The sequence below is a fragment of the Streptomyces sp. NPDC056061 genome, assembly GCF_042266885.1.
Classification (GTDB): domain Bacteria; phylum Actinomycetota; class Actinomycetes; order Streptomycetales; family Streptomycetaceae; genus Streptomyces.
The window spans coordinates 31965-48545 of the sequence record NZ_JBHJWQ010000017.1 but is presented as its reverse complement, the minus strand read 5'-3'; the positions used below and the strand labels follow the sequence as shown (position 1 = coordinate 48545).

Genomic DNA, 16581 nt, shown 5'->3' with positions numbered 1-16581 from the left:
GGGCGGCAGCGGCGGTCGCGGTGGCCGAGCGGGACGGGGGAGCACAAGGACCCCGAGCGTGGCCCCGGCCCCGTGCGGGCGGGTGTCCCGCACCCGCCCGCACGGGGACAGGCATCTGTTCGCCGACCCGGGCGAGTCCGCCCCAACCCGTCGGCGCACGATCGCCGGTGCCCCACCTCGTCGCACTCGTCCGCTCCGGCGCCGGGTTCCGGAACGGCGTTTTCGTCGAACGCATGGAGAGCACCGCAGTGTGATCGGATTCGTGGCCGGGCTCACCGATCGCTCAGGAGGGCGGCGAAGCGACCGAATCCCTCGTCCTCGGCGCGATTGTCGGCGAGCTCCGCGCACAACACAGGAAAATCGGCCCAGGCATCGACCAGGGACCGCCACCCGGGGTGCACTCGAACAAGCGTCCGATGTTGATCAGGCCACGGCGACACCTGCGGAAAACACAACCGGAACCGCCCGCACCAGCGATCGTCCCGCCTCGTGACGAACGTCTCCGGCGGTTCGACCGGGTAGGACCCTCTCATGCGTCGAGCGCAACGGGGGCTTGAGAAGGGCGTCTTCGAGCACCCCGGGATACCGCCGTCGGCATGCACCACCAGAGAACCACAACTCTTGACAACTGCTCGCGCCCCGTTCGGGGCCGGACCGGCTCGGTGGAGCACCGGTCGACGGTGTGGTCGTGGTGGACCTGTTCCCGGACGCCTCCCCCCCTGCGCAGCCTGGTGGAGTACGGCCAGGGGCGGAGACATCGGCGGCGACGCAGGGGAGGGCCCGCCGTCCCTGGGTCGTTGTCCACCCCGTGCGCCAGGCCATCGCCCCGCTGGAGCCGCTGCACGAGACCGACACGCTCGTCCTCACCCGCCTGCCCGCCGACAGCGGACGCAGGAGCCGCGCGGGCACGCGGACCGGGGACACCACGAAGACCAACGGTGAACTGCGGCGGCTTCAGGACCGGACGAACTCCGCCTTCGCAGCCGTCGGCGGTGGGGCCGCGATACCCCGGACCTCGCGCTGCGTCCGGGATCGGAACGTCACAGCGCCGCCCCACCATCCACCCGGATCACCTGGCCGGTGATGTACGCCGCACGGTCCGAAAGGAGGTAGGAGACCAGTTCGGCAGTGTCCTCGGGGCGGCCGAACCGCCCGAACGGGATGCGCTCGAGCATCTTCTCCCGCATCGGTACGGGGATGTCCTCCATCATCTGAGTATCGGTGATTCCGGGAGCGACCACATTGACCCGGACACCGTGGCCCGCGACTTCCCGCGCGAGCGACTTGCTCATGCCGATGATGCCCGCCTTGCTGGCGGCGTAGTTGCTCATGGTCACGAATCCGCTCAGGGCGACGATGGAGGAGATGTTGACGCAGGCACCGGACTTGCGCCGCAGGAAGCGGTACAGGACCGACTGGCACACGTTCCACATGCCGGTGAGATTGGTGTCGATGACGTCGTCCCATGCCTCACCGGGCAGCAGGGGCATGGGGCCGTTCTTGGTGATCCCCGCGTTGTTCACGAGCGCCGTGACGGGACCCAACTCGCTCTCGGCGCGGGCCACCATCTCCTCGACGGCGTCGCGGTCGCGCACGTCGCACTCCGTGAACAGCGCGCGGACACCCAGGGCTTCGACCTCCTCCTGCGTCTCGCGCGCCTCCTTGCTCTCGGACCGGTGGCAACCGATGACGTCGTAGCCCTCCGCGGCGAGCTTGAGGGCGATACTCCGGCCGATTCCCCGGGCCGCCCCGGTCACCAGGGCGCAGCGCCGGTCGTCCGGCTCGCGTTCCGTGTGGTGTGCGGGCCGGTCTCAGCGATGTCGTCGGACAAGGTCTCTCCCCGGGGCGCGGCACTGTGGCACCACAGGAAAGCATCAGCCCCCAAAGAACCACTTACTGACTTCGGCTCGTTAGGGTGATCTTCGTCGAAGTCCCTGATGGGCCTGGGGTGTTGGTTGTATCCCGTGGTGTGTGAGGTATGCGGATGGGGGCGGGCTGACCACTGCAGGACGTCAGCGCCGGGAGACGGTACGGATGCAGGCGGCCGAGCTGTTCGAGCAGAAGATCAAGCCGCCGGAGGTCGCACAGCGCCTGCGGGTGAGCCGGAAGTCGGCCTACCAATGGCACCAGCTGTGGCGGGACGGTGGTGAGCAGGCTCTGACCTCCCGTGGACCGAGCGGATCGCGATGCCGTCTGTCCCCGCGCTGTCCGGAGAAACTCGCTGTTTACCTGGAGCAGGGCCCGGCTGCGCATGGCTGGGTGGAGGATCAGGTGTGGACCGCGGCGAGGGTGGCCACGCCGATCGGCAGGAAGTTCCACGTCTCCTACAGCGTCTCGGGTGCCACCCGGCTGATGCACCGGCTCGGCTTCAGCCCGCAGGTGCTCGCGCGGCGGGTGGCCGAGCGCGACGAGCAGGCCGTGACCGTCTGGAAGGAGGCGACCTGGGCGGAGGTAAAAGAGCTCGGGCGGCCTGCGGAGGTTACATCTGCTTCGAGGACGAGGCAGGCTTCACCCGGCAGCCGCCCAAAGGGCGCACCTGGGGCCGGCGCGGCCACACCCCGGTCGTGACGGTAAGCAGGCGGCGTTCGGGACGGCTGTCGGTGGCCGGACCGATCGCGATGCGGCCTGGCTCCCGCACCCGGCTGTGCCACCGCCTGCGCACCCACCCTGCGGGCCGGGGCAAGCGCCGCAGCATGGGCGAGCGCGACTTCATCGCCCTGATCGACGGTGTCCACCAGCTCGTCAAGGCACCGATTGTGCTGGTCCGGGACCGGCTGAACACCCATGTCTCCCACACCTTGCACAAGTTGATCGCCGAGCGCGAGTGGCTGACGGTGTTCCTGCTGCCCGCCTGCTCGCCCGACCTCAACCCGGTCGAGGGGGTATGGGCCCACGTCAAACGCAGCCTGGCCAACCTCGCCGTCGTCGCCCTCGACCGCCTGGAAACGCTCGTCCGCAACCGGCTCAAACGCCTTCAGTACCGGCCCGACACCCTCAACGGCTTCATCACCGGGACCGGCCTCGCCCTCGACATCCCAACGTCACCCTAATGAGCCGAAGTCAGTAACGGGAAGGTCGTGCCCTGACTCGATCCTTTCATGAAAACGAGTCTCCATTCGAAGCGGGGCGGTTCAAGGGCGGGAGTCCGTTCATGCCTCAGCGCGCGGACGGCGAGCGCTGCTCTACGGGTTGTTTGTCACCTCGAAGCCCGAGCCGTAGACGTTGGCGGGGTCGGCGGAGTCACGGGCGCGCAGGTCAGCGAGGATGTTGGCCGAGCTGGTGTACACGTAGGGAGGAATACCGAGGATGATGCCCTTGGTTATGCCCGCCCATGGGCCTTCCGCCTGGAAGCCGTTGGCCTCGGAGGGGTACGGCGTACCGGGTACATGCCAGATGGCCGGGCCACCTGAGTCGCCGCCCTTGTGCTTGGCGTGTGACTGGTAGACGCCGCTGCTGTTGTTGGTGATGCGCCCGTACCAGACTCCCAGTTGTCCGGACACCACGAGTTCGTTGTTGTTGAACAGAGCGGCGCCGAGGAGACGCTCGTCGTCGCGGGCCGGCGTCAGGGCGTTCGGGCTGGCCTCGCCGCCGGGGACCTCCAGTTCGTCGGTCTGCTTCAGATACGGCCCCTGCGACGAGAGTGCGACCCCGTCGACCAGTTCGATGATCATGTAGTCTTTGGTCAGGTGCCCGGTCATCGATCCCTCGGGGTCTTTGAAGTACCGCACGTACCCGATCGGGCCGGCGGCGGTGTCCTGCCGGTGGTAGACGGGGGCGATGTCCTCGTGGATCTCGCGGTCCGCGTAGCGCGGGTCGTTGAGGCAGTGGCCTGCGGAGATGGCGATCTTCCGCCCGTAGTCGTCCTGGCCGACCGCGCCCAGGGTGCAGAAGGCGTTTGGCATGGCGGGGTTGAAGGCGATTTGCATCCCGTTGTATACACGCTTGCCGGAGACGCGGTCCTCCGGCGTGGTATCGGCGGCGGAGGCGGCAGAGGTCGTGCCGGTGGCGAGTGTCCCGGCGAGTGCCAGGGTCACGGTGAGTATGCTGAGTCGTCTGAACATGGGTGCTTCCTGTCCGTCGGGGTGACTGTTCAAGGGCTACTGCACCGTGCGAAGCCGGCCGGTGAGGCCGTCCAGGCGGAGGCAGAACGTGTCAGGGGCTGTGTCCTGTTCCGGGGCTCGGGGCCAGCACGCCTCGGTCCACCGGCGCAGCAGTAGAACGATGACGGCCGCACAGCACCGCTACACCGGTCCCCAGCGCTACCAGCCCCTTCCACCGCCGCAGAACGAACAGCCCTCAGGCCCTCTGGCCAGGTTGCGGCCGCACGCGTTTCAAAGACGTCCGTATCCGCAAGGTTGGCCGCATACCTCCGGCAGATCGGCCGGACAGGACCTCTTGCTACCGCGGCGCCCGCACCTCTACGCAGCAAGACGTGGGTGTCCATCACCTCGAAGTGTGGAGATGCGGTCATCGATGAAGACATGGCGCTCACTCAGGAGAAGATCGAGAGTGATCCGGTGCTCTCTTCCCTGTTGCCGGGCTGGAAGGCAACACCAAGAGCTGAGGCGCGAGCACCGAACTGAGCGTGCCGAACCCTTGAGCTTGACGCTGTCGGTGATCTTGGAGTTTCCCGGTGCGTCAGCATGATCAGCGGGCATGCTCGGGGCTGTTCCGAAGACCGATGTAGCCACCGAGGTGTCCGTTGTCGCTCCGTGCCCGTCCCGGTGACCAAGTCCCGTCTCTGACCGTGCAGATCGCGCGGGCGAGCAACCCGGGCGGTACGACGGCGATGTGGGTGAGAGACCGGCTGGATGGGCTGTGGTGCGACGAAGGCCTCGCGGGCTGGTACCCACGTGACGGGCGCCCTGGTCTCTCACCCGCCCAACTGGCCACCATCTCGGTTCTGCAGTTCCTGCTCGGACTGTCCGACCGGCAGGCCACCGAGGCGGTGCGCTGCCTACAAACGCTGCATGGCCTACGACGCGCCGCTGACCCTGTTGCTGGTGAAGGAGACCGGGCTGCGGGCCAAACCTCTATGGAGCCGCCGGTTCGCCTCCGAGACGGGCGCATTCGGCTCGGCCGGTGCCGGGCAGATCACCGAGCACCTGGCCACTCATCCACCAGCGACGGACTTGCACGTGCACGAGGTCGAGTCGGGCCCCGGTCGGCCGAACTGGTGCGCCAAGCCGTGCCGCTGGTGCGGCTGACAGGTAGCCAAGGGCGCCGGACAGGTTCTCGGCCACGGAACAGAGGCCGAGGTCGGGCACCGGCCGCGTAGGTGCCGCCAGCCCGCGCGGCAGGACCGCGCGCTCTGCGGGATCGCCTGTGTGCAGGCGTCGGCCGAGTGGGTCCAGGTCCGCGACCCGGAGAACGGGCAACGGTGGGAGGCCCGTCACCGCGGCGACTGCGCGCGGTGGCCGAGCCCCGAGAAAGACCCGCAGCGCCGGGAGGAACTGCGCCTGCAACGTGAGAAGGAGGAGCAGGCCGAGCAGAAGCGGGAGGCAAAACGAAAGGCCGCCCGCGAGGCGCGGGAAGCCAAGCGCCGCGTGGCCGAGAAGGAGCGCCAGGCCGCCCGGGAGGTCCAGGAGCGGGTGCAGCGTCTCGGGGTGAAGGGATCGGTCGACGTGGCCGTCCCGTTCGACAAGGGGTTGGACCCCAACACGCGGATGCGGCTGGTGGAGCGGCGCCTCACTCTCGGCGACGACACCACCGCCACCGTCTGGGACGTCGAGACCTACGGTGCCGGCCGTCCCACCAGCGCGTACGAAGACGACGGCGAATACGCCCCGGACGACCGGGGCGGACGCTACTACCGCCTGCCCGACGCCCGCACCGAGTACCAGCAGCACAAGTGGACGCCCCTGCCGTACGAGCCGCCGAGGCGTCCCCGCTTCGAGCCCGCACCCAGCCCGTCTGATCCGTCGATGAGGCACTGCGACCACTGCGGCGGAACCGCCTCGTTCCCGGACGGTGCCAGGCGTGCGGGCAGAGTGTCCCGTCCGGGGACGGCACCCTCATCGACGACCGGCTCCTCACCGAGTGGAAGGTCAGCACTGGTACAGCGGAGAAGGCCTTGTGCGGGGAGTACACGGCACTCGACCAGGACCCTCGCCGACCCCCGCCTCTGCGCGGCCATCGTCGACCGTCTCACCTTCGGCGGCAACATCATCGAGACCGGCGCCGACTCCTACCGCCTCGCCACCACCCGCGCCCGCGCAGGCCTGGCGCGCCCGGCTTCACGGTGGTCCCCTGCCGCCGGCCGTATCCGCCTGCGGCTGGGCCCGGTCCCAGGCTCAGCCGCAGGGGCCATCCCCGCCGGGGGATTACGGGGACGTCATCCGGCGGACAGGACGCCGGCCTGTCCGCCCTCGGTGCGGGCCTTGATCTTGCGGGGCGAGCGCGGGTCGGTCTTCACGGAGACCTTGCGGTCCCCGCCTTCGGTCTTGGCGTCCACGTCGTACGTGCCCTGGGGCAGGCGGACAGTGGCGTCACCTCCGCCGGACTCCACCCGCACCTGGTTGGGGACGGCGGAGAAGGAAACGGACGCGTCACCCCCGTCCACGAGGGCGGTCACCGTCTTGGCACCGGACTCCAATATCTGCACGGAACCACCCTCGGACTTGCCATAGGTGGCACCGGACAATCCCCGGACGGTGATCTCTCCGCCGCCGAGCATGAGATGGGCGGAGGTCGATGCGGGTACCTCCACGATGTACTTCACGCCGCATTTCTCGGCGCCGGAGCCGCAGCCGGGGCTCTTCAGTAGCAGTTCCCCGCCCTTGACGGAGTGTTCGGTCTGCGGCTTGCCGTCGCTGTACTCATACTTCTCGGTGACCTTGACGGTGTCGCCGTTGCCACCGACGACCTCGATGGATCCCGCATAGTCGTCGACGCGCAGTGACGTGATCTTCTCGGTGACCTCGTACGACTCTTCACCGGTCTTGGGCGGCGTCAGGGAGCACGCCGTCAGCAGGGAGGCGGCGACCGCGCACAGCGCGGCCACCTTCGCTCCGCCGGTGATAGGGAGGGAATGCGACTTGGTCGTCATGGCAGTGGAGTTCCTCATGCTGTGCTGGAAGCGGTGATGGGACGAGACTCGGGCGGCGTGCCGAAGGCCGCGACGTGTTTGAAGCAACCGGTGGTCTCGGCGACCCAGAAGCGGTTGGCGATGACGATCGGCGGGACCGGCAGTACCCGCCGTGCCTGCCGGAAGGCGACATGTACGTCCTCGACGCGGTGGGGAACCTTCCCCCAGGCGACGGTCCAGTGCTGCCCGTCCTGTTCACCGCGCCACGCATCGCGCAGTAACGTGGGCGCGAGGTACGCCTTTCGTCGCTCCGGCCGATCCGCACGGACCAGCCGCTGAGCTGCGAGGAAGAGCTGCCTCATGTCGGTGCCAGCGAAGCTGTCGTCGATGGACTTGCTCTTGAGCAGCACGGACTGCTCTCCCTTCTCGGAGAGATGCGCTTGACGGGATTCTTCCTGGGCTGAAGACGCGTGTTTCTCTGAGCTGGGTCGTCGGGTGGCCGCCCGGCGACCCAGTTTTTTCGGGGTTCCTATTCGATCTCCTTGAGGGACCATTCCACAGAGGTCACGCGCCTACTGATGTCCGCGAGCTGCGCGGCGATCTCACCGAGCTTCTGGTCGGTGACTTCCTGGGCGGTGACGGACAGTTCGGTCAGCCGCTGGTACTCCCGCTCCCGTGCCAGCTGGGCCTTGGCTCGTGTTGTGGCGCCGGATTGGCGTATGGCCACGATCACCACCGGCACGATGAGGACAAGCGATCCCAGAGCCCAGACGACCGCGTCCGGATCATAGAACGTCACTGCAGCTCCTTCTGATTGCTTTCACCGGCTGATGCGCCCTCGATGTGGAGCGTTTCGGCAGCGGTCGCGATGCTCTGCGGTGTGAGGTGGAAGGCGAAGGACGTCGTCTCATAGAACTTCATCGCCTTGCCATCCTCGGAGAGTTCCAGCTGGGCGGAGACGAGCCCTGCCGCCTCCAGCTTACGGAGGTGGATCTGCAGCAATGCCCTGCTGATGCCCAGCTCTCGTGCGAGCCGGCTCACATAGTTTCGTTGCCGGGCGACAGCAGCCACGACCCGCATACGGTGCGGGTTCGACAGCGCCGCCATGACCCGCACCAGATCGTCGCCGGTCACACCGATCAACGCGGTGTTCCCCTTGCTCATGCCAATGGCAGTTAGCAGGTGCTAGATCGTCGGGCAACGCCGTGCCGTCGTCAGGCCCCCCACGCCTGGCCACCCGGAGCGCAGCCAAGTGCCGCATATAGGGCCCGTATAGGGCTGGCATGCCGCCGTGCAGGGGCGGGGTGAGTGAATCGGCCCACCTGCGAATCCTGCGAGGAGTTCTTTCCATGGCTGAAGAGCGGATCGATGACCGCACCTACCGCGTCGTGCTCAACGACGAGGAGCAGTACTCGATTTGGTGGACCGACCGAGACCTGCAGGCGGGCTGGCGCGCCGAGGGCAAGGAGGGCACTCGGGAGGAGTGCCTCGCTCACATCGACACCGTCTGGACCGACATGCGACCGCTGAGCCTGCGCCGCCACATGCAGGAGCAGGCCGCCTCCTGACCTGCCCCGGTCCCGTACCCACCGCTGCTGGTCACGCAAAGGAACACCATGCCCTCTGAGCCGCAGTCGGGCGACTTCTCCGACGAGAACGCGCTCACTCACGTACTCATCGCCCGCCGGGCTGCGGCCTCGCCAACACGCACGGCAGTGATCTCGGGCGAGTCCGCCCTGAGCTACGCCGAACCGGACGCACGGGCGAACCAGTTGGCTCACTTTCTTCGGGACAGCGGCGCGGGACCGGAAACACTCGTCGCCGTCTGTATGCGGCGCGGCACCGACCTGCTGACGGCCCTGCTCGGGATCTGGGAGGCGGGCGCCGCCTACGTCCCCCTCGACCCCGGGCACCCGAGACAGCGCACCGAGTGGGTCCTGGAGGACACCGGGGCCGCCCTCGCCCTCACCGACGAGGCGTCCGCCGACGCCGTGTTGGGCACCACGGCCCGCTCCCTCGTCATGGAGGCCGTCCGCGAGCAGGTCGCCGCCCGTCCCACGGATGCCCCCGTCTCCGCCGTGGGGCCGCAGAACGCCGCCTACGTGCTGTACACCTCCGGCACCACCGGCCGGCCCAAGGGCGTCGTCGTCAGCCACGCGGGGGTCGCCAACCTCAACCGCTGGATGGCCGACGTCCACCAGCTCACGGACACCGACCGCGTCCTGCAGAAGACCACCCTCACCTTCGACGCCTCCTGCTGGGAGCTGTTCGCCCCGCTGATCGCCGGCGGCACTGTCGTCATGGCACCTCACGGAGCCGAGAGCGACCCCGCGGCCCTCGTCCGTGCCGTCGCCGCACACGACATCACCGTCCTGCAGGTCGTGCCCTCCGTCCTCAGGCTCCTGATCGAGGAACCCGCCTGGGCGGGCTGTACCGCGCTGCGCCTGGTCCTCTCCGGCGGCGAACCCCTGCACGCCGCACTCGTCCAGCAACCGCTCCAGCGGGCCGACGTCGAGGTCTGGAACAACTACGGTCCCACCGAGTGCACGGTCAACGCCACCGAGCACCGCTTCGGCTCCGCCCAGACCGCCGGTTCTGCGCTGCGAGCGTCAGGCCGACGCCTGCCCCACCTGCCGCCGAGACATGTCCATCCCGCCGGGGTGCCGAGGCGAGGCCTGGACCGCGCCGGGAGGGGGTTCAGGCTCCGGGCTGCGCGGTGTGAGGTGCGGCGGCCTCCGCTGTGCGGCGACGTACCTCGCCCTCCTGGGCGAGCCGCCGGAGCAGGGCGAGGACCGGTTCGAGGAGCAGGGTGAGAATCGCGGCGCGTTCGGCGAGCGCCATCCGGTCCTCGATGCCGTCGAGCCGATCGAGGTCCAGCCGCGCCACGGCGGCGGCCAGCCCGGCATACGGGAGGAGGTCGTCCACGCCGAAGTCCACTCCGAGGCGGCTGAGCTCTCGCAGGCTCGCGGCCAGTGCGAGGCGGTGGGGCGAGGTTTTCGATACGTCCCAGTCCATGGCCTCCACGAGGCTGTCGACGCGTTCCGTCAGTTCCTCGGCGCCGGCCGCTCCGGTGGCATCGGCCGGGGTACGCAGGGCGTAGTGGATGACGCCGAGCATGCCGCGCGGATCATCGGACGGCTGGTCGATCTCGGCGAGCACACCGCGGGCGGCGGCGATGGACAACCCTCCCAGCGTTGTCAGCGCCCGGATCAGCCGCAGGCGCTGCACATGCTCCTCGCCGTATTCCGCCAGGGTGGCCCCCATCGCGCGGCCCGCGGGCATCAGCCCCTCCCGCAGGTAGTACTTGATGCTCGCGACCGGCACCCCCGACTGTCGGCTCAGTTCCGAGATCCTCATGCGCTCCCTCGATTTCCGTGCTGTGACCAGTATCGCTGCTTCTCAGTTCGACAGCCCGAGCTGGATAGTGTCACTATCCAGCGATTGGATAGTGAAGGTTTCCAGCCTGGGGCTCGCCGGCCCGAGGGCTGGACCGTCTTCTGCCGCGCGCGCCTTACGAGCACCGCGGCGCGACATCGCACCTGGAGCAGACTTGCCGGCCTCATGTCACACAAGAGTCATTTGTCATGAAAGTGCCTCGATGGCGCCCCTTTCCGAGGGGAGGCGCCATGTCTGAGCCGAAGCATCCTCATCGAACGCCCGGGCGAAAGGTGCTGCGCCGGCGAAGCCTGTGGATCCCGTCTGCGCTGATCCTCGGCCTGCTGTCCTTCGTGCTCTCGCTCCTGTACATGGGCGCGAACAACAATCCGACCGGCTCCATGCACGATCTGCCGATCGCGCTGGTGAACGCCGACAAGGGCATGAACATGGGCGGGAAGCAGATCAACCTGGGTGATCAGATCACCTCGACGATCGCCCATTCCCCGGAGCTGAAGGACAAGGTCGCCTGGAAACGGGTCAGCCGGAATGAGGCCGAGGAGATGCTGGGGAAGGGCAAGGCGTACGGCGCCCTGGTGGTCCCCGAGAACTTCTCGGCATCCGTGGCCGCGCTGGCCGTCCCCCAGCAGCAGGACCCGAAGCGTCCCACCCTGCAGGTGCTGACCAACCCCGCCTCGGGAAGCTTCGGCTCCTCCATGGCCTCCGAGATCAACCGGGAGGTGGCCCACACCACCTCCACCGAGCTGGGCAAGCAACTGGGCCGGCAGGCAAAGCTGCAAGCAGCCCGTGCGGCGAAGGCCGAGGCGAGCGGGCACGCGAAGCCGAAGGCGGACCGTGCGGTGAAGGCCGAGCAGCCGAGCACGGCCGAGCGGCTGCTGATCGCCGACCCGATCACGGTGACGGTTCAGGAGGGCCACGAGATCGGTACCCACAGCGGACTCGGGCTGAGCGCGTTCTTCTACACCTTGGTGCTCGTCCTGGGCGGCATGCTGGGCGCCAACGTGATCCACACCCAGCTGGACGCCATGCTGGGGTACGCGGCCAGCGACTACGGCCCCTTCCGCCGCGTGAAGCCTGCGGAGCACATCAGCCGCACGCGCCACTTCGCCATCGGGTGCGTGCTCATGGCCGGCCTGTCGCTGGTGACGTCCGCCCTGGCACTGGTGGCGGCCGTGAATATCGTCGGCATCGATGCCTCGCACCTGGCGCTCCTGTGGATCTACGGGGCCTGCGCCACCACCGCGATGGGCATCACCGCGCTGGCTCTGCTGGCGGTCTTCGGGATGCCCGGCCAGCTGGTGTCCATGCTGGTGCTGGTCGGCCTCGCCATTCCGTCGACGGGCGCCACGATCCCGCTGGAGGCCCTTCCGGACTTCTACCGTTTCCTCGCCGAGTTCGAGCCCTTCCGACAGGTGGTCGACGGTGTCAGGTCCATCCTCTACTTCGGCGCACAGGCCGATGCCGGACTCGGCCGTGGCTGGACCATGATCGGGGTGGGCTTCGTGGTAGCGCTGCTGTGCGGCTTCGGCATGACCCGCTTCTACGACCGCAGGGGCTTGCACCGAACCCCGATCAAGGCGCTGGAGCCCCAGCCTGCCCCGACCGCCTGACCGTCGCGTGCCCCCCGGGGGCCATCCGGAGGCCGCCCCACGAACGGGGCCCGTCCCGAGCGGAGGCGGCTCCCGATGGTGCCGCCCCGTGGGGGACGGGGAAGCGGCACACATGACAGGGCTCGACAGTGGAAGCCCGATGACGGCTCCACCGCCGAGCCCTGTCAGCGTCCGGCCCGTAACGGGAGGGAACCGTGCCCAGGAGTTCCCACAGCGGAGTGGAGCCGGCGGCCCACTGGGCGAGCAGGTGGCGGTCGACCAGGTGAAGTCGCTGGGAACGGGCGAAGGCGACGGCTTTGTCCGTGAACCGGCCGTTGGTGACCAGCACGACGACATCGCCGTTGTGGACGGGCCTGCCGGTGCCGTTAAGGACGTGCAGGTCCGGGGTCCCGACCGCAGAGCCGGCCAGTCCGGCCCGCCGATGCTTACATTGGACCACCCACAGACGGCCGAAGGGGTCCGTGGCCTTCACATCGGCGCCGTTGTCACCGGCCCCACCGACCCGGATCGCCCCAGGACAGCCGTCACGGCGCATCAGATCCCGAACGGCTTCCTCGAACTGTCGGTGGTGCAGGGCGTCGATCTGCGGCAGCGCGTAGCGCAGTCCCCGCTCACGCACCCGGTTCCAGCGTGCTGTCTCCCGGCACCTGTGCACCCACGCCCCACCGGCCGCCGCCGCGATCAACAGCAGCACGACCGGTACCCAGGGGTGCGCCGCCAGCCACCGCAGCGCACCGACGAGCAGGCTCCACACCACGGCGAGCACCAGGAGCAGCAGACCAGCCTGCTCCCAGCCGAAGGTCCGCCCCCGGCGGGGAGCCGTACGACGCCTCGGCGCGGGCCGGCGTCGAGAAGCGGGAGGCGGGCGGCGCCGACGTGGTGGGGCGGGGGAGCGGCGCGTGCCCGGCCGAGGGCGCGGGCTCATGTGCCGGCCTGCGAGACGCCGCTCACCAACTGCTTGATCACATTGAAGATGCCCTGACCCAGTGGGGTCGGCGCGATCACGATGCCCAGGGCCAGGACGAAGAGCGCGGTGTTGCGCTCCTCCACCCGGCTTCTGGCCTGGGTCCTGCGGCGTAAGCGCATCACCACGATGATCGCGAGCAGCACCCCCACGTTGATCGTCATCATGCGAAATCCGCTCCCGCCCGCCCTCGTGGCCCGCATACTTTCCCGGCCTCTCCGAAGCGGCCGGGCACCAGTGCAACGGACCGCGCCCCCGGGCCGCAGCCGGTCGGCGAACGTTGGCGAGAACTCCGCCGGACGCTGTCCGGTTACCGCCCGGACACTCGTTCCCGCAGGTGAAGAGAGCCGAGGAATCAGCTGACCCCACCAGCCACTGCGGTCTGACGACCGCACCCGTCCGGACGAACGGGCCTCGAAGCACCGGCCGCCCGCAGCTCCGAGCGCGGCCGGGTCCGAGGGCAGGTAGCCATCTGCATGGGCATCGGCGGTCCCTGCCTCTGATCAGGCAGTCCTTCGTGGATTTGGCCGCCGCACACGCCTACGGGGCGGACGCCGGGTGGTGGCAGCGCCTGGGCGCGCCGGAACTCGTGACGGCTCTGATGCGGATTCCTGGTAGCGGGCCGTGGACCGCTGCTGCTGCCGATTTCACCGGGGATTTCGCTGTCTATCCGCACGGGCAGGCCGCGGACCTCGTCAACGCGGCCCGGCCGCGGTGGGCGATGATGAACCTCCTCAACCCACGTACGAGATGTCCGCGCGGATCGCCGCCCTTCTGGGCCCCGGCACCTCCGCCACGTCGCCGGGTACGTCGTCGTCAACCACCTGTACACCCTCGACGGCCCGGCGGGTCCGGCCGGGCCGTGCTCCGTTTACCTCCTCGGACGGGATCTGGTCACCCCCGACCACGTCCCCATCGGGGGACGGGGACCGACCCTTGACGGCCGCGCTTGACGGCCGCCCGGTCCAGAGGGCCAACACCTCGGACCTCCACTTCGACGTCGCCACCCCCGTCGCGCGCGCCGGCGGCCTGACGCCCCTCGAACCGGGAGACCTGATCACCACCGGCACACCGGGCGGCACCCTCTCCCACCCCCTTGCCCCGGCCGGAACCTCCGCGTCGCCGTCAAGGGTCTGGGTGACATCGACTGCCTCGTGGCGGCACCGCTGTCCTGCGCCATCGAGCCTCGAGTGTGTGGAGCGGCATGGATCTCAAGATCACGGACGTCGTGCCAGGAAGACGAACTCTCTTCCCGGGCGATCCGGTGCGTCGCGAACGTCGTCCACCGCGTAGCCGTGTGCTACCAGGTCCCGCTCGACTTCCTCTCGCTCTCGGAAGCGCAACGTCGAATCCGACGTCAGCACCTGTCCGTCCGCTGCGAACTTGTAGGTCCAGCGGAATGTCACCAGAGGCAGGCTCACGTCGATCAGCTGGACCCAGCTCTCGACGGAGCCGGCGCCCGGGATCTCTGTCACGCGGTAGGAGCTCTCGCGTGTCCACTCTTCCCAGGCGCGTCTGGCCGGGTCGCGCGTCTCGAAGACCAGATGTCCGCCGGGCCGGAGTGTCCCGTAGGCCCCCCGCAGCGTCTTCTGCCACGTAAGCGGGTCGGCGATGGCCTGGGCGACATTCGCTGTCATTGTGGCGAGGTCAGCCCGCAGCAGGGGGAGGGCTGTCACGTCACCGCAGATCCAGCGCACTTGCTCACTGCCTGGTTTGGCCCGGGCGACGTCGATGGATGCCAGTGCGGGATCGACGCCGACGACCTCGGTCCCGCGGCCGGCCAGGAGAAGCGCGAACACCCCCGTGCCGCAGCCGATGTCCAGCACTCGGTGCGCCTCGAACTCTTCCGCGATCTGGAGGTATGCCCCGAGATCGCTGCGGTCGGGGTCGAGCGGATCGTAGATCGCGGCGAGCCGTGGATGCGCGAAGCAGTCGTCAGCCATGCGGCCGAACGTATGCAGAGTTGGGCCCGAACAGCCACTCGGTTTCGCTGGTAGACCTAGGTCCGGCTGCGGGGGCAGCCCTTGTGTTTTCGCCGCGGGTCAACCAGCGGTGTGTACGCGGGGTCGAGTGGGCACGGGTGGCACGCCAGGGCGGGTGATGTGTTGATCAGGCGCGTCCTCGCTTCGATCGCCGAGGGTTGCCGAGCCTGGCTCGGGCACTCGTCGCGGGAGCGAGGTCACCGACGCTCGCGTGCGTGTCACGGGACAAGGCCGGGCGAGCAGCGCTTCACGAGGGCGGCGAACCTCGATCCCGGCGCCGCGGCCGCCACCGCGGCGGCGTCGGGTGCTGTGTCCACGTCGCGCAGGAGCGGCAGGTCGCGCACCCGGAGGCCTGCCCCGGTGAGGCGGTCGCGCTGGGCGGCGCCGGTGTACGCGGTGGACATCGGGACGCCTCGCAGCAGCGCCGGGGCGGGCGCGGCGAGGCCGAGCGCCCAGAACCCGCCGTCCTCCGCCGGGCCGAACCACGCGTCGCACTCCAGCCACGCGCCGGGTTCCAGTGCGGGGGCGAGGAGCTTCGGGGTGAGCTGTGGGGTGTCCATGCCGACCAGTAGGGCGGGACCGTCCGGCGCGGCGGCGAAGGCCGCGGCCAGCCGCTCGTCCAGGCCGCCGGACGCCTGCGGGATCACCTCGATGCCGGGCGGCAGCCAGGGTCCGGGCGCGCCGTCCAGGACGAGCATCCGGCGGCGGGCCGGGCAGCGCAGCACGGTCTCCAGGGTGTCGGCGAGCGCCGCCTTCGCGAGGGCGGCGGCCTGGGCGGGGGTGAACGGCGGCGTGAGCCGAGTCTTGACGTGTCCAGGCCGTGGTTCCTTGGCTATCACCAGCAGCGCGGTCGGTCCGGCCGGGCCGCTCACCGGGGGGCGCCCGCCGGACGGCGGGGCGGCTCGCCGAGGACCGCGCGCATGTCGCGCACCGCGTGCCAGGTGCCAAGCCAGGTGCCCGTGACCTTGGAGCGGCCGGCGCGTGGGCGGTAGGGCACGTCGACCTCGCGCACCCGCCATCCGGCGTCGGCGGCGCGGATGACCATCTGCAACGGGTAGCCCGACCTCCGGTCGGTCAGGTCCAGGTCGAGCAGGGCCTCCCGGCGGGCCACCCGCATCGGGCCGAGGTCGTGCAGGCGCAGACCGGTGCGGCGGCGGATCAGCCGGGCCAGCTCGCGGTTGGCGAGCCGGGCGTGCACCGGCCAGGCGCGGCGTGTCGTCGGCCTGCGCCGCCCGAGCACCAGGTCCGCCTCGTCGTCCAGGACGGCGTGGGCCAGCGACGGCAGCAGCGCCGGGTCGAGGGAGGCGTCGCAGTCGCAGAGACAGACCACGGGCGCGGTGGCGGCGCGCAGCCCGGCCGCACAGGCTGCGCCGAAGCCGCGCACCGGTTCGCTCACGACGTGGGCGCCCAGCGACGCGGCGAGTTCGGCGGAGCCGTCGGTCGAGCCGTTGTCGACGACCACGGCGCCCCACCCGGGCGGTATCCGCTCCAGCACCCAGGGAAGCGCGGCCGCTTCGTCAAGACATGGCAGCACGACGTCCATAAGGGGCCGATGCCTCTCGGTCATGTCTTTCAGCGTACGGATATCAACGTATGGGCGGA

General features: G+C 69.5%; 19 protein-coding genes and 2 pseudogenes. 9 read left to right on the top strand and 12 right to left on the bottom strand.

The features are described from left to right. Window positions 1–1040: 1040 nt before the first annotated feature. Window positions 1041–1760, bottom strand: coding sequence for a 3-oxoacyl-ACP reductase FabG (gene fabG / locus ACFC79_RS23215; RefSeq protein ID WP_376243245.1), 720 nt, complete (start codon window positions 1758–1760; stop codon window positions 1041–1043). A 235-nt stretch (window positions 1761–1995) separates the two neighbouring features. On the opposite strand from fabG, the gene ACFC79_RS23210 reads away from it, so the two are divergent. Both ACFC79_RS23210 and ACFC79_RS23205 read left to right on the top strand, forming a co-directional pair. Continuing rightward, a complete protein-coding gene (locus tag ACFC79_RS23210; RefSeq protein ID WP_376243242.1) occupies window positions 1996–2568 on the top strand; it encodes a winged helix-turn-helix domain-containing protein in 573 nt (190 codons plus the stop codon). After that, a complete protein-coding gene (locus tag ACFC79_RS23205; RefSeq protein ID WP_376243239.1) occupies window positions 2484–3050 on the top strand; it encodes a transposase in 567 nt (188 codons plus the stop codon). The genes ACFC79_RS23210 and ACFC79_RS23205 overlap by 85 nt, the downstream gene beginning before the upstream one ends. Before the next feature lie 132 nt (window positions 3051–3182). Here ACFC79_RS23205 and ACFC79_RS23200 read toward each other — a convergent pair whose 3' ends face one another. Further along, entirely contained in the window at window positions 3183–4061 is an 879-nt protein-coding gene (locus ACFC79_RS23200) for a hypothetical protein (RefSeq protein ID WP_376242995.1), read from the bottom strand. A gap of 375 nt (window positions 4062–4436) precedes the next feature. Here ACFC79_RS23200 and ACFC79_RS23195 point away from each other — a divergent pair, with 375 nt between their 5' ends. The 3 genes and pseudogenes from ACFC79_RS23195 to ACFC79_RS23185 all read left to right on the top strand — a co-directional run. Continuing rightward, the gene (locus ACFC79_RS23195) at window positions 4437–4583 is read left to right on the top strand and encodes a hypothetical protein (RefSeq protein ID WP_376242993.1); all 147 of its coding nucleotides are present in this window, start codon (window positions 4437–4439) and stop codon (window positions 4581–4583) included. Between the two features lie 387 nt (window positions 4584–4970). Next, window positions 4971–5207 (top strand): hypothetical protein, encoded by a 237-nt coding sequence (locus ACFC79_RS23190; RefSeq protein ID WP_376242991.1) that lies wholly within the window; start codon window positions 4971–4973, stop codon window positions 5205–5207. Between the two features lie 891 nt (window positions 5208–6098). Beyond that, a pseudogene (locus tag ACFC79_RS23185) lies at window positions 6099–6218 on the top strand (AAA family ATPase); the annotation flags it as partial. Between the two features lie 116 nt (window positions 6219–6334). On the opposite strand, the gene ACFC79_RS23180 reads toward ACFC79_RS23185, so the two are convergent. From ACFC79_RS23180 to ACFC79_RS23165, 4 genes are all read right to left on the bottom strand, one after another. Beyond that, window positions 6335–7048 (bottom strand): hypothetical protein, encoded by a 714-nt coding sequence (locus tag ACFC79_RS23180; RefSeq protein WP_376243278.1) that lies wholly within the window; start codon window positions 7046–7048, stop codon window positions 6335–6337. 14 nt (window positions 7049–7062) lie between these two features. Then, on the bottom strand, window positions 7063–7437 hold the full coding sequence (locus ACFC79_RS23175; RefSeq protein WP_376242989.1) for a hypothetical protein: 375 nt from the start codon (window positions 7435–7437) through the stop codon (window positions 7063–7065). A 119-nt stretch (window positions 7438–7556) separates the two neighbouring features. After that, the gene (locus tag ACFC79_RS23170; RefSeq protein ID WP_376242987.1) at window positions 7557–7826 is read right to left on the bottom strand and encodes a hypothetical protein; all 270 of its coding nucleotides are present in this window, start codon (window positions 7824–7826) and stop codon (window positions 7557–7559) included. Next, window positions 7823–8191 carry an ArsR/SmtB family transcription factor gene (locus tag ACFC79_RS23165; RefSeq protein ID WP_376242985.1) on the bottom strand — a complete coding sequence of 123 codons (369 nt, stop codon included), beginning with the start codon at window positions 8189–8191 and terminating at the stop codon, window positions 7823–7825. Before ACFC79_RS23165 ends, ACFC79_RS23170 begins: the two co-directional genes overlap by 4 nt. A 185-nt stretch (window positions 8192–8376) precedes the next feature. Here ACFC79_RS23165 and ACFC79_RS23160 point away from each other — a divergent pair, with 185 nt between their 5' ends. Continuing rightward, window positions 8377–8595, top strand: a complete 219-nt coding sequence (locus ACFC79_RS23160) for an MbtH family protein (RefSeq protein ID WP_376242983.1) — start codon at window positions 8377–8379, stop codon at window positions 8593–8595. A gap of 48 nt (window positions 8596–8643) precedes the next feature. Continuing rightward, window positions 8644–9840 carry an AMP-binding protein gene (locus ACFC79_RS23155; RefSeq protein ID WP_376242981.1) on the top strand — a complete coding sequence of 399 codons (1197 nt, stop codon included), beginning with the start codon at window positions 8644–8646 and terminating at the stop codon, window positions 9838–9840. Here ACFC79_RS23155 and ACFC79_RS23150 read toward each other — a convergent pair. Further along, window positions 9725–10384: a MerR family transcriptional regulator gene (locus ACFC79_RS23150; protein WP_376242979.1), complete on the bottom strand. Its 660-nt coding sequence runs from the start codon at window positions 10382–10384 to the stop codon at window positions 9725–9727. The genes ACFC79_RS23155 and ACFC79_RS23150 overlap by 116 nt on opposite strands. 269 nt (window positions 10385–10653) lie before the next feature. On the opposite strand from ACFC79_RS23150, the gene ACFC79_RS23145 reads away from it, so the two are divergent. Beyond that, window positions 10654–12033 carry a YhgE/Pip family protein gene (locus ACFC79_RS23145; RefSeq protein ID WP_376242977.1) on the top strand — a complete coding sequence of 460 codons (1380 nt, stop codon included), beginning with the start codon at window positions 10654–10656 and terminating at the stop codon, window positions 12031–12033. Window positions 12034–12220: 187 nt separating this feature from the next. Here ACFC79_RS23145 and ACFC79_RS23140 read toward each other — a convergent pair. Both ACFC79_RS23140 and ACFC79_RS23135 read right to left on the bottom strand, forming a co-directional pair. Beyond that, a pseudogene (locus ACFC79_RS23140) lies at window positions 12221–12958 on the bottom strand (restriction endonuclease); the annotation flags it as partial. Continuing rightward, on the bottom strand, window positions 12955–13164 hold the full coding sequence (locus ACFC79_RS23135; protein ID WP_376242975.1) for a hypothetical protein: 210 nt from the start codon (window positions 13162–13164) through the stop codon (window positions 12955–12957). The gene ACFC79_RS23135 and the pseudogene ACFC79_RS23140, both read right to left, overlap by 4 nt. A gap of 769 nt (window positions 13165–13933) precedes the next feature. Between ACFC79_RS23135 and ACFC79_RS23130 the strand changes: the two genes are divergently transcribed. Further along, on the top strand, window positions 13934–14290 hold the full coding sequence (locus ACFC79_RS23130) for a fumarylacetoacetate hydrolase family protein (protein WP_376242973.1): 357 nt from the start codon (window positions 13934–13936) through the stop codon (window positions 14288–14290). On the opposite strand, the gene ACFC79_RS23125 is transcribed toward ACFC79_RS23130, so the two are convergent. The 3 genes from ACFC79_RS23125 to ACFC79_RS23115 all read right to left on the bottom strand — a co-directional run bounded on the left by ACFC79_RS23125 (window position 14215) and on the right by ACFC79_RS23115 (window position 16546). Further along, a complete protein-coding gene (locus ACFC79_RS23125; protein WP_376242971.1) occupies window positions 14215–14940 on the bottom strand; it encodes a class I SAM-dependent methyltransferase in 726 nt (241 codons plus the stop codon). The genes ACFC79_RS23130 and ACFC79_RS23125 overlap by 76 nt on opposite strands. Before the next feature lie 257 nt (window positions 14941–15197). After that, window positions 15198–15851 carry a DUF2064 domain-containing protein gene (locus ACFC79_RS23120; protein ID WP_376242969.1) on the bottom strand — a complete coding sequence of 218 codons (654 nt, stop codon included), beginning with the start codon at window positions 15849–15851 and terminating at the stop codon, window positions 15198–15200. Further along, window positions 15848–16546, bottom strand: a complete 699-nt coding sequence (locus ACFC79_RS23115; protein ID WP_376242967.1) for a glycosyltransferase family 2 protein — start codon at window positions 16544–16546, stop codon at window positions 15848–15850. The genes ACFC79_RS23120 and ACFC79_RS23115 overlap by 4 nt, the downstream gene beginning before the upstream one ends. Between the last annotated feature and the right edge of the window lie 35 nt (window positions 16547–16581).

Coding starts and splice junctions, on each gene's coding strand:
- ACFC79_RS23200 (WP_376242995.1), bottom strand. CDS start 4,061: ATGTTCAGACGACTCAGCATACTCACCGTGACCCTGGCACTCGCCGGG.
- ACFC79_RS23190 (WP_376242991.1), top strand. CDS start 4,971: ATGGCCTACGACGCGCCGCTGACCCTGTTGCTGGTGAAGGAGACCGGG.
- ACFC79_RS23180 (WP_376243278.1), bottom strand. CDS start 7,048: ATGACGACCAAGTCGCATTCCCTCCCTATCACCGGCGGAGCGAAGGTG.
- ACFC79_RS23165 (WP_376242985.1), bottom strand. CDS start 8,191: ATGAGCAAGGGGAACACCGCGTTGATCGGTGTGACCGGCGACGATCTG.
- ACFC79_RS23160 (WP_376242983.1), top strand. CDS start 8,377: ATGGCTGAAGAGCGGATCGATGACCGCACCTACCGCGTCGTGCTCAAC.
- ACFC79_RS23155 (WP_376242981.1), top strand. CDS start 8,644: ATGCCCTCTGAGCCGCAGTCGGGCGACTTCTCCGACGAGAACGCGCTC.
- ACFC79_RS23150 (WP_376242979.1), bottom strand. CDS start 10,384: ATGAGGATCTCGGAACTGAGCCGACAGTCGGGGGTGCCGGTCGCGAGC.
- ACFC79_RS23145 (WP_376242977.1), top strand. CDS start 10,654: ATGTCTGAGCCGAAGCATCCTCATCGAACGCCCGGGCGAAAGGTGCTG.
- ACFC79_RS23135 (WP_376242975.1), bottom strand. CDS start 13,164: ATGATGACGATCAACGTGGGGGTGCTGCTCGCGATCATCGTGGTGATG.
- ACFC79_RS23125 (WP_376242971.1), bottom strand. CDS start 14,940: ATGGCTGACGACTGCTTCGCGCATCCACGGCTCGCCGCGATCTACGAT.
- ACFC79_RS23115 (WP_376242967.1), bottom strand. CDS start 16,546: ATGACCGAGAGGCATCGGCCCCTTATGGACGTCGTGCTGCCATGTCTT.